Source organism: Candidatus Solincola tengchongensis (assembly GCF_015711935.1).
In the GTDB taxonomy this organism is placed as follows: Bacteria; Actinomycetota; Geothermincolia; order Geothermincolales; family RBG-13-55-18; genus Solincola_A; species Solincola_A tengchongensis.
Genome location: NZ_JACVJJ010000082.1, coordinates 1 through 14,770, shown reverse-complemented (window position 1 = coordinate 14,770; position 14,770 = coordinate 1). Strand labels below are relative to the sequence as shown.

13 protein-coding genes and 1 tRNA gene are annotated in these 14,770 nt (G+C 64.7%); 3 read left to right on the top strand and 11 right to left on the bottom strand.

The features are described 5' to 3' along the window. Positions 1-21: 21 nt before the first annotated feature. The 6 genes from H7007_RS07165 to H7007_RS07140 form a co-directional block, all read right to left on the bottom strand. Positions 22-106 (bottom strand) — tRNA-Leu (locus tag H7007_RS07165). A 19-nt stretch (positions 107-125) separates the two neighbouring features. Next, positions 126-2,534 carry a YyaL domain-containing protein gene (locus tag H7007_RS07160; protein WP_287154271.1) on the bottom strand — a complete coding sequence of 803 codons (2,409 nt, stop codon included), beginning with the start codon at positions 2,532-2,534 and terminating at the stop codon, positions 126-128. 60 nt (positions 2,535-2,594) lie between these two features. After that, the gene (locus H7007_RS07155) at positions 2,595-2,966 is read right to left on the bottom strand and encodes a response regulator (protein WP_287154269.1); all 372 of its coding nucleotides are present in this window, start codon (positions 2,964-2,966) and stop codon (positions 2,595-2,597) included. 448 nt (positions 2,967-3,414) lie between these two features. After that, on the bottom strand, positions 3,415-4,386 hold the full coding sequence (locus tag H7007_RS07150; protein WP_287154268.1) for a Ppx/GppA phosphatase family protein: 972 nt from the start codon (positions 4,384-4,386) through the stop codon (positions 3,415-3,417). Continuing rightward, a complete protein-coding gene (locus tag H7007_RS07145; protein ID WP_287154267.1) occupies positions 4,383-4,946 on the bottom strand; it encodes a DUF501 domain-containing protein in 564 nt (187 codons plus the stop codon). Before H7007_RS07145 ends, H7007_RS07150 begins: the two co-directional genes overlap by 4 nt. Continuing rightward, on the bottom strand, positions 4,943-5,377 hold the full coding sequence (locus tag H7007_RS07140; RefSeq protein WP_287154265.1) for a MaoC/PaaZ C-terminal domain-containing protein: 435 nt from the start codon (positions 5,375-5,377) through the stop codon (positions 4,943-4,945). Before H7007_RS07140 ends, H7007_RS07145 begins: the two co-directional genes overlap by 4 nt. Positions 5,378-5,753: 376 nt before the next feature. Between H7007_RS07140 and H7007_RS07135 the strand changes: the two genes are divergently transcribed. Continuing rightward, positions 5,754-6,908 carry an acyl-CoA dehydrogenase family protein gene (locus H7007_RS07135; RefSeq protein WP_287154263.1) on the top strand — a complete coding sequence of 385 codons (1,155 nt, stop codon included), beginning with the start codon at positions 5,754-5,756 and terminating at the stop codon, positions 6,906-6,908. 367 nt (positions 6,909-7,275) lie between these two features. Here the strand turns inward: H7007_RS07135 and H7007_RS07130 are convergent, their stop codons facing one another. The 3 genes from H7007_RS07130 to H7007_RS07120 all read right to left on the bottom strand — a co-directional run bounded on the left by H7007_RS07130 (position 7,276) and on the right by H7007_RS07120 (position 8,970). After that, entirely contained in the window at positions 7,276-7,701 is a 426-nt protein-coding gene (locus H7007_RS07130) for a MaoC/PaaZ C-terminal domain-containing protein (RefSeq protein WP_287154261.1), read from the bottom strand. Next, positions 7,698-8,144 (bottom strand): FAS1-like dehydratase domain-containing protein, encoded by a 447-nt coding sequence (locus H7007_RS07125; protein WP_287154259.1) that lies wholly within the window; start codon positions 8,142-8,144, stop codon positions 7,698-7,700. The genes H7007_RS07130 and H7007_RS07125 overlap by 4 nt, the downstream gene beginning before the upstream one ends. 331 nt (positions 8,145-8,475) lie before the next feature. Further along, positions 8,476-8,970: a hypothetical protein gene (locus H7007_RS07120; RefSeq protein WP_287154257.1), complete on the bottom strand. Its 495-nt coding sequence runs from the start codon at positions 8,968-8,970 to the stop codon at positions 8,476-8,478. Positions 8,971-9,409: 439 nt separating this feature from the next. On the opposite strand from H7007_RS07120, the gene H7007_RS07115 reads away from it, so the two are divergent. Together H7007_RS07115 and H7007_RS07110 are read left to right on the top strand one after the other, a co-directional pair. Continuing rightward, positions 9,410-9,955, top strand: a complete 546-nt coding sequence (locus H7007_RS07115; RefSeq protein WP_287154255.1) for an RNA polymerase sigma factor — start codon at positions 9,410-9,412, stop codon at positions 9,953-9,955. A gap of 168 nt (positions 9,956-10,123) precedes the next feature. After that, on the top strand, positions 10,124-11,155 hold the full coding sequence (locus tag H7007_RS07110) for a DUF5667 domain-containing protein (protein ID WP_287154253.1): 1,032 nt from the start codon (positions 10,124-10,126) through the stop codon (positions 11,153-11,155). Between the two features lie 316 nt (positions 11,156-11,471). Here H7007_RS07110 and H7007_RS07105 read toward each other — a convergent pair whose 3' ends face one another. Beyond that, complete coding sequence (locus tag H7007_RS07105; RefSeq protein WP_287154251.1) at positions 11,472-11,930, bottom strand: FtsB family cell division protein; 459 nt, start codon at positions 11,928-11,930, stop codon at positions 11,472-11,474. A 775-nt stretch (positions 11,931-12,705) separates the two neighbouring features. Further along, positions 12,706-14,349 (bottom strand): FAD-binding oxidoreductase, encoded by a 1,644-nt coding sequence (locus H7007_RS07100; RefSeq protein ID WP_287154249.1) that lies wholly within the window; start codon positions 14,347-14,349, stop codon positions 12,706-12,708. Positions 14,350-14,770 lie beyond the last annotated feature (421 nt).

Below are 14,770 nucleotides of genomic sequence, written 5' to 3'. Positions count from 1 at the left end.
GGGGCGGGAGAGGATATAAGATGGTGCCCGGGGCGGGAGTCGAACCCGCACGGGATTCCCCGAGGGATTTTAAGTCCCTTGTGTCTACCGGTTCCACCACCCGGGCACCGCAAACGCTGCATGTATCATTCTATCCGCCCCTCTCCCACCCGGAAACCCCGATCTGGACCGGGCGCTTGTAGGGGCAGGCGCACTCCCTTTTCCAGGTCGCTCTGCGAGAAGCGCCCGCGGAGAGTCTCGTTCAGCACCAGCTCGCGATCCCCCTGCACGCGGATGAACCTCAAGAGGACCTCCTGTGGCTCCCAGCCTCCCATCCCCGACAGCAGAAGCTCGACGCGGCCCCCGCCGATGACGCAGCGACGGATGTCGAAGCGGTCCACGGCATATGCGCTCCTCCCCTCGTCGTCAACCAGGACTTGGCCACATGACTGGAATATCCTGGAAAGAGCGTAGACGGCCGTCCCGGGCCCCCAGTCGTTGTGGATGTAACCCGCCGTGGTGCCGTCGAAACCGGAATGGGCGTAATTCTCCTCGATGGCGCCAAGTGCGGAGGGCCGCATGAGGGGATAGGGCTCCTCGCCCAGGTACATGGTGGAAAAGCAGGCGCGCAGGGCGGCGATGGCCCTCACCAGCAGCTCCTCCTCCCCGTTGGCCAGGAAATAATCGGCGAGCAGCGGCGCGGCCAGGCCTTGGCGGGCGTCGTTCCACTCCGCGTCGGTGTTCTGGACACCGAAGCCCCCGAAGAGGTCTATGGACATCACCGGCGGGGACCAGACCTGCTGGTAGGAGAGCAGCCGGTCCAGCACCGTCCGGCCTCTTTCCAGATGTTCCGCGTTCCCGGTGGCCAGGAACAGTTCCAGGAAGGCCCGGGCGGCCCAGATCATGCACATGGTGTTCTCGGGGTGGCACCCGGTGCGCGGGTCGCTCCACCCTATGGGCTTGGTGGAACAGGAGAAGAAGGTCTCGTAGTCCTGCCAGAGGTCGCAGGGCATGACCTCACGAACCAGGAAACCCGCTCCCCGCTCCGCCGCCTCGAGGTATCTCACCTCGCCGCTCAAGCGGGCCAGGAAAGCCAGGAACATCACCGGTGCCGCAGTGGAGGCGCTCTCCATGAGGTCCGGGTGTGGGCGAGGTTCACCGCCCTCGAAGCGCAGCCAGGCGGGGAAGGCTCCCGAAGGGAGCTGGCAGCGGATGAGGGCCTCCCCAAGGCTTCGGCAGGCGTCCATGACCTCCGGCCGGGGGAGGAAGTCCCGGTACCATTCCAGAAGATGGAAACCCGTGGTGGCGGCGTCCGGCAGATGGTACCAGTCCCAGTAGTGAAAACCCCTGCTCCCCTTGACCCATACCTGCCTCTTTCCCAGGAGGAAGAGGATGGCGTGGGGGATGCCCTCCGGCGCGGGAGCGCGCAGGACGAGTTCCAGCGCCGCCTCGCTTTTGCGGAGCCATTCCTGGTCGCCGGTCTCCAGCGCCATCCAGCGTCCCGCGTAGGAGGTCCTGGCCAGGTTGAACCAGCTCTGCATCTGGATGCAGCGGGGCATGGTGGCCGAGAAACGGCGTATCTGCCAGCGCAGGAGGCGCAACCCCGCCCGGCGGTTGACCACGTGGGCGGCCCCGAAGCGCAGTATGGCCGGGTATATGGAGGGGAAGCGGATGAGAAGCCGGCCGGTCAGAGGGCCGGTGCGCACGGGAGGACGCCGGGAATGGACGTTGAAGGTGTACACGCCACCGCACCCGCCCTCGTCGCTAAGCCACTCCCAGTTCTCGTCGTCCAGAAAGAACCAGCGCGTGGCCAGGGCCGCCAGCTCCTGCAGCCCGCGCTCCCTTTCCGCATGCCTTTCCAACCGTGGGCGTCCGAAGCGTTCCCAGAGGAGGGTGTTGGCCATTCGGTGGAGCGCCCTTCCTCCTTCTCGAGAGAGGAGCAGGAAATAGGCCAGCCGTACCTCCTCCCCCGCAAGGAGCAGAAATCCCGGAAAGGCCCTCTCCCGGAAATAGACGTGGCCCTCCACATGGTGAGCGGTTACCGCGTAGGAAAGGGTCCTCCCCTCCAAGGTCATGGCCGCCCGCAGCCCCTGCCTCTGCAGGGTATCCAGGGCCCCGAGATCCGGAACCAGCGCCACGGAGAGACCCTCGCCCCCCAGTATCAGGGCCGGGGAGCGGAAGACTTGGTCCGCGACCACCTGCCCCGCCTCGGGATGCAGGTGGGGAACGAAGCGGTAGGAAACTTCTTCCAGAAGTTCCGATAGGTCCCAGCGGACGCCAAAAGAGGCAAGGAGCATGGTCTTCCGCGTGCGCAGCGAGTGGTCAACCCTAAGAAGCCCCGGTCCGGCACTTTCCCATTCCGTCCTCAGGAGAAAATCGCGCTTCTCCTCGGGATGACCCGGCCCGTTGAAGCGCGCGGTCAAGGCGCAGCGGGCACACTTCCCCTCCAGCCCGCCAAGGGTCAGGTCCAGCCCGCCTTCACCTGGCATCAGTTCCCAGTGGATGCCTTCCCGCAAAGCAGACCCCGCCTCTTCCATGACCAGAGCTTGGGCCAACCTTAAACTCCAAGTGGATGAGAAAGGGGCCTCTCAAGGTGGATGCGGCACCGGACCCGGTCAGACCCCGGCCAGGGACCTCACCGCCTCCACCAGCTCGGAGGGCTGGAAGGGTTTGGTCATGTAGAGGTCGGCACCGAGGGCCATGGCCTTCTCCCGGTCTTCTTTGAGGCTGCGCACGGTGAGGACGAGCACCGGAATATCCCTGGTCTCCTCGTCCTCCTTGAGCATCTTCAATATCTGGAAGCCGTCCACCTCGGGCATCATGATGTCCAGGATGATAACGTCCGGCCTGCGGCTGGTCACCGCTTCCCTGGTCTCCCTTCTCTCCTCGAGGCCCATGATCTGGAACCCCTCGTGCTCGAGAATGGTCTGGAGCAGCTTGTGGATGGCCGGCTCGTCGTCTATAACCAGGACCTTCTTGTCGGGCATAGATCTCTCCTGCTGCAACATATGCTTCAGCCCCCCGCCCCAAGTCTATTCTACAGCCTCCTCCGCCGTCCCGCCACCCTTCCTAACAACCCGGATTCCGCTCCCTTCGCCGGGAAGAAAAAGTCCTGCGATCGCCTTCCGACCCGTAAGGGGTTCGCTCCCCAGTCTCCCTCTCGGACCCTCTGACCCTCCCTCGGTACGGGGGTCTCCTCAAGGACTCGAAGCTTCCCGCACGCCTGCGGTGACGGAGACTGCGGCAGGTACGGCGGGCTACAGGGTTCAGCCGACGGAAAATCGGCCTGTCGGCCGGGATGCAGCGATGCTACTCTGTCCGTCACCGGTGAGGAAAGGAACCGCCGCCTGCGCATCCGACGAAATGTGGTTCCCTCCCATCATTGAGGCCTCACGGGGCGGATAGGGCGGTGGAGCGGCCTTCATCCCCTTTCGTTCAAGATACCTCGTTCCCCTTTCGTTCAGGGCACCTCGTGCCGGCGGCGCGGAGGACCAGCCCGTCCAGGATGTCCTTCTCGCTCACCAGGATGCGCTCCAGCCCGAAACAGGTGGTCACCGCGTTGAGCACCGCGCACCCTCCCACGATGACGTCCGCCCTGTCCTGCTCCAGGCGCATGTAGCGCTTCCTCCCCTCGAGGGGCAGTGAAGCGAGGCGCTGGTATTCCTCCTCCACCTGAGAACGGGTGAGCCAGGTGTGGTGGATGGCCTCGCCGTCGTATTCGGACAGCCCAAGCCGGATACCGGCCAGGGTGGTCACCGTGCCGGCCAGTCCCACCGCCAGGCCGGGCCGGGGATGCCCCATCCCCTCCACCAGAACGGACAGCTCTGCGCGGAGATATTCGTCCATCCTCTGCAGTTCCGCAGGAAGAGGCGGGTCGGAGGAGAGGAACCTCTCCGCCATGCGCACGCAACCAACGTCGATGCTCCGGGCCTCGAGGACGCGCTTTCCCCTGCCCAGGATGAACTCCGTGGAGCCTCCGCCGATGTCCACCACCAGGATGAGCCCGAAGGACTCCGGGGGCTTTCCCAGGTCGTAGGTGGCCCCCAGATAGGAGAGGACGGCTTCCTCCTCGCCGCTGATGACACGGGGGCGGACACCCAGGACCTCCTCCGCCCGCTCCAGGAAATGGGCCGCGTTGGAGGCGTCCCGGGCCGCGCTGGTGGCCGCCGCCTCCACGGCCCTGACCCCCTCCGCGCCCAGCAGCTCGCGGTACTCCCGGAGTACGCGCAGCGTGCGCTCCTCGGCCTCCGGGTCCAGGCGACCTTCCCTGTCCACCCCCCGGCCCAGGCGGGTGATCACCATGCGGCGGTGCAGGGTGCGCAGGAGAGGGCCACCCTCTCCCCCCTCCACCTCGGCCACCAGAAGCCGTACCGAGTTGGTGCCTATGTCCACCGCCGCCGCCTTCATCTTCCCCTCCCCAGAAAGGGCTCGCAATCCCCGGGGCACCGCAGTTCCTGGAGGTTCTCAATCTCCCGGAACACCTCCGCGCCCACCGGGTTCTCCCCTCCCGCCAGGTAATGGGCGAGATGGGCGTGCAGGCATTTCAACCCTCCGGCAACGGTGCCGCCTATCCCCGTGCGGGAGGAGAAGAACCCCCGCACCTCCTCCCCGCGGCCCATGCGCTCCGCCCATTCTTCGCGCAGGCCCCGGTATTCCTCCTCCGCACCGCGCAGGGCGGAGGCAAAGGCCTCATCGGCGCGCAGGAGCCGTCGCAGCCTCTCCCTGAGGTCTCCGCTCTCCAGCCGTGAGACCTCCTTCTGCAGGAGGGGGCAGGAGAGCCAGAATAGGGTGGGAAAGGGGGTGCCGTCGTCCAGAATAGGAGAGGTGGCGATGACCTGCACTTTCCCGTGCGGGCAGCGCGAGGCCACCCGCACCTCGCCCCGTAACTGGCGCCCCAGCTGCCGTTCCGCCACGCGGCGGTCCTCCTCGCTCAGGGCGCCTCGCTCAAGGATGTCCTCCAGTTTCACTCTTCCCCGCGCGCGGCCATGAAGATCTTGAAGTCCGCAACCGCCAGGTCCTCGCCCCTCTGATTCTTCACCACCTGGCGGAAGGAGACCACCCCGCCCGCATCTCCCTTGTCCCTCTTCTCCGTGACCTCGGCCTCCACGTGGATGGTATCCCCTATCTTGGTAGGGGCCACGAAGCGCACGCGGTCCATCCCGTAGAAGGCCACGATGGCCCACTCCGTGAGGGGCATGAGGCCGCTCGCCGCGGAGAGCACCAGCATGCCGTGGGCGATCCTCTCCCCGAAGGGGCTGCGGGCCGCGTACTCCCGGTCCACGTGCAGGGGGTACCAGTCCCCGCTGAAGGCGGCGAACATCACGATGTCCGCCTCGGTTATGGTCCTTCCCCTGCTCACGAACCTCTCCCCCACCTGAAAATCCTGGTAATAGCGCATGCCTCCACTCCTTTCGCTCTCCCCCGCCACACGCTTCCAGCCAGAGTATAACCCAGGATGGGCCTTTACGGCGGTCGGAAAACGCCATCAATGGCAGTGTGAGGTGCCGCCCCAGGCATACCCGGCATGGGTTGAGCAAGAGTGAGACGACTCACATCTTCAAACCCTCTGTGGACATAAGGTCATCGGCTCGTGTGCTGGCCCCAGCGCTCGGTCGTGAGTTGCCCTTAGATTCCATCTCCGAACCCTCCAAGCTCATTCGAACCTTTCCCGTCGAGCCACGTGCGCGGGTTGACCGCCATCCCCGCCCGCGTTATCTTAACCTTGGTGTAAATGTTAAGTTGTGATTAATAGTCGGCAAAGAAAGGAGAGGGAGATGACGGTAGGGCTCTTTTTCACCGAGGAACACGAGATGCTGCGCAAGAGCATCCGGGAGTTCGCCGAGAAGGAGCTGGCCCCCCACGCCGAGGAGTGGGAGGAACAGGGGAGCTTCCCGGACTGGGTGTTCACGCGCATGGGCGAGCTCGGCTACCTGGGACTGCACTACCCGGAGGAATACGGCGGGGGCGGTGGGGACTATTTCTGCAACATAGTCCTGGCCGAGGAGCTGGCCCGCTCCGGGAGCGGCAGCGTGAACATGGCCGTGGCCGTGCAGGTGGGGATGGCCACCCCGCCCATCCTCGCCTTCGGCACCGAGGAACAGAAGCAGAAGTACCTGGTGCCGGCCATCAAGGGAGAGAAGATCGCCTGTCTGGGGATAACCGAGCCCAACGCCGGCTCCGACGTGGCCAGCATACAGACCTACGCGGAGAAGGTCCCCGGCGGGTGGAAGGTCAACGGGAACAAGATCTTCATCACCAACGGCGCCCGCGCCCACTTCATGACCCTCCTGGCGCGCACGGAGAAAACCAAAGGTTACAAGGGCATGAGCGTCTTCCTGGTGGACACGGACACCCCCGGCTTCGTGGTCAACCGCAAGCTGGACAAGGTGGGCATGCGGGCCTCGGACACGGCGGAGATCTTCTTCGAGGACATGTTCATACCCGAGGACGCACTGCTTGGCGAGGAGGGGCGCGGTTTCTACAACATCATGTGGGAGCTGCAGGGGGAGCGGCTCATCGGGGCGGCGGCGGCCATCGGGGGGGCGCGACTGACCCTGGAGAGCGTCATCGAGTACACCAAGGAGAGGGTGCAGTTCGGGAAACCCATCTGCAAGAACCAGGCCATCGCCCACCGCATCGCCGACCTGGCCACCAAGATCGAGGCCGCCCAGTCCCTGGTCTACATCTGCGCCTGGAAGTACGATCACGGGGAGTACCCGGTCAAGGAGATCTCCATGGCCAAGCTGATGGCCGCCCAGGTGGCCTTCGAGGTGGCCGATGAGGCCCTGCAGTTCATGGGCGGCTACGGCTATATGATGGAATACCCCGTGCAGCGGGCCTGGAGGGATGCGCGCCTGGGGCGCATCGGCGGCGGGACCGACGAGATCATGCGGGAGATCATCGCCACCACCCTGGGGCTGTACGCCTGAGGGCAGAGGGCTCTCCCGAAACCCCGCGACCGCGGGTCCCCTTTTCCAGTGTGCGGAAAGCCGGCGGGATGTCGACCTCAAGGCGCGAGGCCGCCCAGGCACAGGGAGTCTGTCGGGAGCGGGCACGAACGGCGGGGGGCTCCGGTAACCGGCGTACTCCATCCCCCGGCGTGGAAAACCCGCGCGCCGCTTCGGGAAGTGGAGAAAGGGCGCGGTATCCCGCGCCCTCTTTATCGCTCATGGGGATTCGGGGGACAGCCCTCCTCCTTCCTATCCGGCAGCGGGCCGGCCTTCAAGCCTCCCGGCCATGCGGGCGCTCACCGGAGAAGCCATCGGCAGGCATCGGGCTTTCCGGCCCGCCTTCCGTTCAGGGAAGCCAGACCACGGCCTCGCCGCCCTTGAGGACATCGCTCCCGTCTTCCTTCTCCGCCCATACGTCGAGGACCACCAGGTTGCCCTCCAGCTTCTCGCGCACCCGTCCCTTAAAGATGACCTTGTCCCCAGGGATGACCATGCCCCGGAACTGGCAGGAGAGCTTCTTGAGGTAACCGGGATCCCCTATCCAGTCCATGACCGTCTTTCCCAACAGGGCCATGTTGAAGAGGCCGTGGGCGATGACGTCGGGAAGCATGGCCACTTCCTTGGCGAAGTAGGGGTTGGTGTGGATGGGGTTGAAGTCGCCGCTAGCCCCGGCGTAGACGATGGCGTCCATGCGGTCGAACTGATGGGAAAAACTGGGAATCTCCTGTCCCACCTGAACATCGTCGTATCTGAGGTTGCAGAGCTCGATCATTGCGCCCCACCTCCCCTGACGATGAAGGTGGCCCGGGCCCGGCACACCAGTTCCCCGTCCTGGTTGCGGGCCTCTCCCTCGTAGACGATGAAGTCCAGGTTGCCCTTCTCGTAGATGTCCGCCACCTTGCCCGTCTCGGTGATGACGTCATTGGGCTTGACCACCGTGAACCACTCGAACTCCTGGGCTCCGTGCACCAGCATGGCCAGGTTTAGCTTGATCTCCTGGTCCAGGAGCATCATCCCCGCGCCGCGCAAAGCGTACACGGCAGCGAAGTTGGGCATGGCGATGATGTCCCCGTACTTGGTCTGTTTGGCGAACTCCTCGTCGTGGAAGATGGGCCGGTGGTCCTTGGCGGCGGCGGCGTACTCGCGCATCTTCTCCCTGCCGATCTCGTACTTGATGGGCCCGTAGGTCTTGCCTATCCACTTGTGGTCGATCATAGGCTTACCTCCCTCTTCTCTCTCCCTCCCCGTACGTCGCCCTTGGGGTCCACCCGCGGTCATAGCAGGCGGAGCAAGAAGATTTTAACATACAAGAGGAGAAGGGCTCGCCCCGGACAAAGAGAAAGGCCCCGCACCTCCAAGACAGGTATGGGGCCTTTCCCGCTCGCCCGGGTCCCCACGCGCCAGACGCGCCGCGGAGATCCCCTTCTCCATGGACACGGGACCGCGTATCTGGTCCCCCGTCCTTGTACCACGTCATCCCGCTTCGTCAGCGCGCCCGGCTTCCGGGGTCCACGGGCCATATCTCGCTCTCGTCCACGTAGTGCGGCTACATGGTGCAACTGCGGTCCTGGGTACGCAGGCGGTCCTGCCGCATGTCGCAGTCGCCCTTCCGGGCGGCTTCCGCATTCGCACGTCCCGCCTGGGAGAACCCGGCTCCATTCCCGGCACCCGCATCATCCGGAGCGCCGTTGCGGTACATGCGGCACTCCCCGGCCTGGCAGGGGCATTCGTCGGCGGAGCCCTCGCTCTCCATACGCTCCCGCCTCTGCTCCATGAGCTGCTGACACTCTCCGGGGCACTCCCCGCTCATCTCCTGGTGGCAGTGCTCGGCGCGTATGCGTTCGCTCTCACCCTCGTTCCGGGTGGTCAGGCCTCCCGCCTCGCCCGTCCTCGTCCCGGAGAGCACACCGGACTTCGTCAGCCCTTCGGCGCATCCGGCACCCTTGCCGCCCGCTGCCGTTGAGGCCGCGACGGCCACCCCGGCGGCCACCATGAGCGCGACCGCCGTCAGGGCGAGGATGATAAACTTCTTTCCTTTCACTTCCTCACCTCCTTTCCTCTGCCTCTCAATCCCTAATACGCCCTCCGGGGCGCGGATGTACGGTTACTACGCAAGAGCTTTGAACCTTCCGGCTTGATGAGGAAGGAAGGTTCTCTTGAGCTCGCTGGGTATCATGCGGTCCCGCCTTCGGAATCCGCCTATCGTGAAGAGGAAAGAGGTCGCGCCTACCATCATCTTGACGTCGGTGAAAAAGGGGCTCTGGGGCGCCGGGCATGACCCGGACCGGCTATCGGGGATGGAAGGCCTCGCCCCCTCCCATCCGTTGGCGCCGTCGGTCACCGTCCAAGCATGGGATGGAGATGCGCCCTGAGAGCCGTTCGTCGATCTTGCAGAGCAGAGGGGAATCAGGGGACGGAAGCCGTTCACCGTATATAATGCGCGTGAAAGGCGTATTCATTTACGGAGAAGGAAGAACCCCTTGGAGTCCCTGGAAGAGCTGGCACGCAGGACGGCGGAGGGAGACCTGGAGGCCTTTGGGGCCATTTACCGCACGCTCCTGGACCCGCTTTACGGGTACTTCTTCTGGAACCTCTCCTCGGGCGCAGAGGCGGAGGACCTCACCGAGGAGGTCTTCCTGAGGTGCCTGGTGCACATCGGGAAGTACGACCCCGGAAAGGCGCCCTTCCGGGCCTGGGTCTTCCGCATAGCCCGCAACCTGCTGGTGGACCACCTGAGGAGGTCGGCAAGGCGGGAGGCTAAAAAGGCCCGGGAGATGGAGGGTCACGAAGAAACTCCACCCGGGGAAGACCTCGAGGAGGAGGAGAGGCGGCGGGCGGTGCGCGAGGCGCTGCGGGAACTGCCCCCCACGCAGAGGCAGGTGGTGATCATGAAGTACTTCACCGGGATGAACAACGCCGAGGTCGCCTCCGCCCTGGGTAAGAGCGAGGGTGCAGTCAATGCCATCCAGCACCGCGCCCTGCGCAAGCTGGGCGACGTTCTGGTTCGGCGGGGATGGGGAGAATGAAGGCGGGAACGAGAACGGAGATGACGGCGGAAAGGAGAGCGACGGCGGAAAGGAGCTTATGTCCCAACGCCGTGCACCCGACGCCGCCCGCGGCGTCCGGTAAGAGAGGGCGGTCCGGAAGCCCGGCCCACCCTCGATGAGGCGAACCAAAGGGGAGAGGAAGGGCCCATGTTCGAAAGGAGGAGGGAGAGAGCGAGGGCGGCCGAGGAGTTCCTGCGCGGGACGCAAACTCCTCGCGCTCCACAGCCCCTGCGCGACTTCGGGCTGCAGAGGATCGTGGCCCGCGCCACCACGGCCGGCGAAGCGGCGAAGGAGAGGAGATATCTCCGCCATCCGGCCCGCCTGCGCCGTGCCGTGCTCATACCCGCGTTCACCCTCCTGGTGATGACCGTGGGCACCTTCGGCCTGTACGCGGCATCCGCTGGGGCCCTCCCGGGATCCCCGCTCTACGGGAGCAAGATATTCTTCGAGAGGGCCCGTCTGGCTTTTACCCCCTCTCTCCCCTCGGACGCCGGCTTGGAGATGGAATATTGCCAACGGCGGATGCGAGAGCTGCAGGAGATGCTGCGCGGCGGCGGTCCCCGCGACTGGGAACGCTGGCTCAAGGAGTACCGCCGCAACCTCTCCCGGGCGGATTCCCTACTGGAATCCATTCCCGAGGCGGAATCCCGTTCCCTTTCCCTCCGGTTCGAGAGCACCTTGAGCGAACAGTTAAGTTTCATGGAGGAGACGCTCGCCGCCGGAGCCCCGGATGAGATCCTGCCCTTCCTCGAGGAGGCCTACATGGAATGCCACGGGAGGATGATGCGCGCGCGTGCCCGCTGCGGCATGGAGGGAGGAGGCGGATCCAGGGAGCAGGAGGGCGAGCCCGGAGGACCAGGGGGAGGAGGCACGGGTTACCCACAGCGACAGGAATACCCTTCCAGCCAGGGTGGATGCACGGAGTCTCCCGATTCCGGTTGTTCTTGGTCCAATCACCCCACCGTACCCGAAGGCGAACCGGACCGTGTTGACGCTTCGCCTCAGGAAGCGGAAGGCACCATGTCCGGCGACACGGCGAATAGGGTAGGATGCGGACCCACCGGCGTGGAGGAGGGAGACCAGGAAAGCACTCACGGACCGTCCCCGGGAGGCACGTCGGGATGTGAACCACGGGAAGGGATGCGAGCTGCCGGAAGACCCGGGGTTATATCAGGCTAAAAGGATGGCTTGGACGAAACAGCACACACTCCCCTACGTGACGCGTGTGCTCCAAAAGCCGCCCGGGCGAACTCTACCCCAAGTGTCAAAAGGAGCCCTTTGGAAAATACCGGTAATGGCCCACCTCCGAACGGGCAATGATCCGGTCATCCGCTAACTCCCTGCAATCCGGCGCGCCGATGACATCCACGACCGCCTGCAACGCATTTCATAAATCGAAAAAGGACTGGAGGGGCGTTGTTGGGGGATTGGAGGAACGAGGGCCCTAAACCTTCACGGTCAGGGTAATGTGATGTCGTGCGGCTCTCTTCCCGGCTCAAGGCGAAGCGGCCTGGTTCCCTTTATCTCCCTCTTCTTCGATGCCCACCTCGCCCTCCACGGCCCCCTCCTTATCGTCGAGGACCACGAGGGGTATCTCGCCGGGCTTGACGTATCCCATGCGTCGGGCCTCTCCCTCCACGTAGCGCTCGCTGGAGGCGAAGTCCCGACGCTCCTCGAGCCCACGGGTGAGAGCCCGCTCCTCAGCCAGCCGGGCCTCGGTGCTGGCCAGCTCCCTCCTGCTCTCCAGGTACCGGACTACGGGGCGATAGAGAACGGCGGACGCCAGGGCCAGGACCAGGATGAGCCCGACAAGGGCTACCGCGCGCCGTCTCCTTGTGCGACGGCCCCTCCCTTCCCTGCGGGCGCCATGGGCCTTTCTTTCCCCGCCGCTCTCAGGGCCCACAGCCTTCCCTCCCCTCACCACCGCCAGGTCGCGTCTTGCCCCGCTCCGCATCTCTCTCCTCACGGCACCGGAGCTTTTCTCCCCATCCCTTCGCAAGGGCTTTCCCGATGAAACGTGGTGCGCGGACACGTGTCCGACGGCAGGGGGGGTTGCCTCCCTCTTCCGTGGCGGCGTCCTGGAGCTTAATCGGCGCAGGAGCAGAACCATCAAGGGATGGAGGGCCGCCTCCCCTCGTCTCCTCCCCGGGCCTTCCTCCCCTGCATAAGAGGACTTCTCTCTACGTGTGCCGGAAGCCGTCCGCTCCACGTATCCGGCGGTCATGCGGGGCAGTCGTTTCTCCCGCAGGTCCCTCCCCTCGCGGACCCCGCCGTCACGCCGCCGGGAAGGCCGGATGGCGCTCTCCCTCCGGGTCGTCTCTCCCCCCATCTCTCTCCTTCTCATCTCTTTACAATAAATGAAAATCTGAACTCTACTAACATTCTATATCAATCAAATAAAATTACAACTCTAATTTACAGTTGTTATACCAATCGGAGGAGAGAATCCTGCGACAAGGGAAGGGGTGAAGTCCTTTTCAACCTCCATGGTAAAGGACAACCGATATGACCTGCCCGCGATCGCCAAGAGGCATGCATAAAGCCCGCTCCGTCCTTCTGCGAGCGGATGGCTCTTGTTTCGCAAGCCAGGGAAAACACGAGCTTGGTCCTCCGGCCGGTTGACGGTGGGCGGTTTCAGGGCCAGGGCAGCTCTTCCATGGAGGTGGTCCCGCCCCCGGCACCCCGGTTTCCGTGGCGGGACCCGGTGTCTCCTCGGAGAGGGGGCCGCCTCAAGCGGGCGGCCCGTCCTCCGTCCAAGTGAGTTTTTCCTGCAGGCGGCGCAACCTCTCCTTCTTCGCCTCGTCTATGCGCTGGTAGGCGAAGTCCTTCTCCTCGGTGTAGAAGCCGGTGTCCGCCGCACACTTGGGGTCGAGGGCCTCGGATATCCTCCTCTGCCAGCGGTTGAAGTGCCCGGCCAGGGGACTCATCACCTTGCGCACCGGGGGTATGAAGACGGAGAGGGGGGTCATGCACTGCTCGATGGCGTTGAGGGTGGAGGTGAACTCGATGGGGTTCAGGTTCTCCAGGCTCACCGGGTTGTCCACGCGGTAGGCATAGGTTATCTCGCAGTGCGCCCAGGTGTTGTTCTCGTAGGGCACGAAGTAGGGGTTGTCCCCCTCGTCGTCCATGATGGCCCCTTTCTCGATGAACTCCTTCTTGGCCTCGGAGATGACGTCCACCCACTTCATCTGGGTATCCAGGGCCTCGTTCCCGTCCAGGCAGGTCCCGAAGATACCACCGGGGCGGAAGGCCAGGGGTATGATGCTCACCCGGAGGAAGTTGAGGGGCATGAAGCGCCCCATGGGCCCCAGGCGGCGGAAGTCCAGGAGTATGCCGCGATGGCGCTCCACGATCTCCTTGAGCACCGCCTCCTGGAATTCCGTCTCCTCCAGGGAATGGCCGGCGAGCACGAAGGTGAGGGGATACTTGAGGGTCCGGGTGAGGAAGGGTCTGAGGGCCTTGGTCTCCAGCAGTTTGAACCCCGAATGGGGCATCATCAGGGCCACGTAGGCCACGGTGGCTATGCGCACCGCGGCGTACCCGATCTCCGACTCCCCTATCTCGTAGAGCGCGTCGGCGAACTCCCTCGGTCCGGGAAAGACCAGGAGGAAGAAACGGAGGTTGGGAGGGACTTCCACCTGGGAATCGAGGACCAGGCCCTCCGCCTCCATGCGCTGCGGGCCTGGCCAGTTGTAGAGCTTCACGGCACACTTGGTAAATATTCCCAAACCGGATAGGGCTCCCAAGGCCCCGCGCATGACGCCGCGCAGGGAGGGGCCGGGCCCATCTCCCGAGAACCATCCCAGGCCGGAGCCCGGGGTTCCCAGCCTCAGGATCTCCCCGTCGGGAAGCACCCATTCCACCCCCAGAACGTTGCGGGCGCTGTAGCTCATGTAGATGCAGTCGTGCCCCACCCCGCTCATGGAGGTGGCGCTGGCCAAGGGAGAGCAGGAGGGGCCGGCGCCGATGATGTGCGTGTTCAGGCCCCGCTTCATGGCCTCCGCCTGCAGTTGGGCCCCGCAGACGTAGGGTTCGATCACCGCGTACATGTTCTTCTCGTCGATCTCCAGTATGCGGTCCATGCGCCGGAGGTCCACCTGGACCACGCCCTCGGTGCTCGGCCCGCCGACGGCGCCCCATCCCGTGGACAGGGCTTTGAACTTCAGGCCGTGGCGGTTGCAGGCCCTCACCACTTCCTGGACCTCCTCGGCGCTCCCTGGAAGGACCGCTGCCACCGGCCTCCTTATCCACAACTCGGGGTCGTCGTTTAGGAACGGCTGCCAGGCGTAACCGTCGAGCACCGCGGGTTCCCGGGACACGTTCTCCGGCCCGACGATGTCTTCCAGTTCTTGGTAGGCCTCCTCGGAGATCACGGCTCACCTCCCACCATTCGGCGTCCCGCCTATCCGGTTCTCACGGAACCCTGGAAAGTGTTTCCTCCAAAAGGTAGCACAGCCGACCGGCGAGGATAATGATAAGGCAGGATGCCGCGGGGCGCAAAACCGGACGTGTCGGATCCCTCCTCTCCGCTTCCGCCCGGAGAAACGCCGTTCACCCGACCCGCACCGACCGTGCATGAGGGCCGGTTCGCCCCTGGGAAGCGCTATCTCGATATGCGCCCCTTGGGGAAGGAAACGGAGGAAGAGAGGCCGGAGCGGGTTCGTGTCGATAGCGTCAAGGAATTTGTGTCCATAGATCTAGCCTTCCTCTGACGACACCAAGTTGTTGAACCCCCGAAGCCGCCTCTGAGCGAGCTTCTCGTTCTCGAACTTGAGAATGAGATAGAGCACAGAG

What these genes read in the sequence shown, in the direction of transcription:
- H7007_RS07155 (WP_287154269.1), bottom strand. Translation starts at nt 2,966, where the DNA reads ATGCCCGACAAGAAGGTCCTGGTTATAGACGACGAGCCGGCCATCCAC.
- H7007_RS07150 (WP_287154268.1), bottom strand. Translation starts at nt 4,386, where the DNA reads ATGAAGGCGGCGGCGGTGGACATAGGCACCAACTCGGTACGGCTTCTG.
- H7007_RS07140 (WP_287154265.1), bottom strand. Translation starts at nt 5,377, where the DNA reads ATGCGCTATTACCAGGATTTTCAGGTGGGGGAGAGGTTCGTGAGCAGG.
- H7007_RS07135 (WP_287154263.1), top strand. Translation starts at nt 5,754, where the DNA reads ATGACGGTAGGGCTCTTTTTCACCGAGGAACACGAGATGCTGCGCAAG.
- H7007_RS07130 (WP_287154261.1), bottom strand. Translation starts at nt 7,701, where the DNA reads ATGATCGAGCTCTGCAACCTCAGATACGACGATGTTCAGGTGGGACAG.
- H7007_RS07125 (WP_287154259.1), bottom strand. Translation starts at nt 8,144, where the DNA reads ATGATCGACCACAAGTGGATAGGCAAGACCTACGGGCCCATCAAGTAC.
- H7007_RS07110 (WP_287154253.1), top strand. Translation starts at nt 10,124, where the DNA reads ATGTTCGAAAGGAGGAGGGAGAGAGCGAGGGCGGCCGAGGAGTTCCTG.
- H7007_RS07105 (WP_287154251.1), bottom strand. Translation starts at nt 11,930, where the DNA reads ATGCGGAGCGGGGCAAGACGCGACCTGGCGGTGGTGAGGGGAGGGAAG.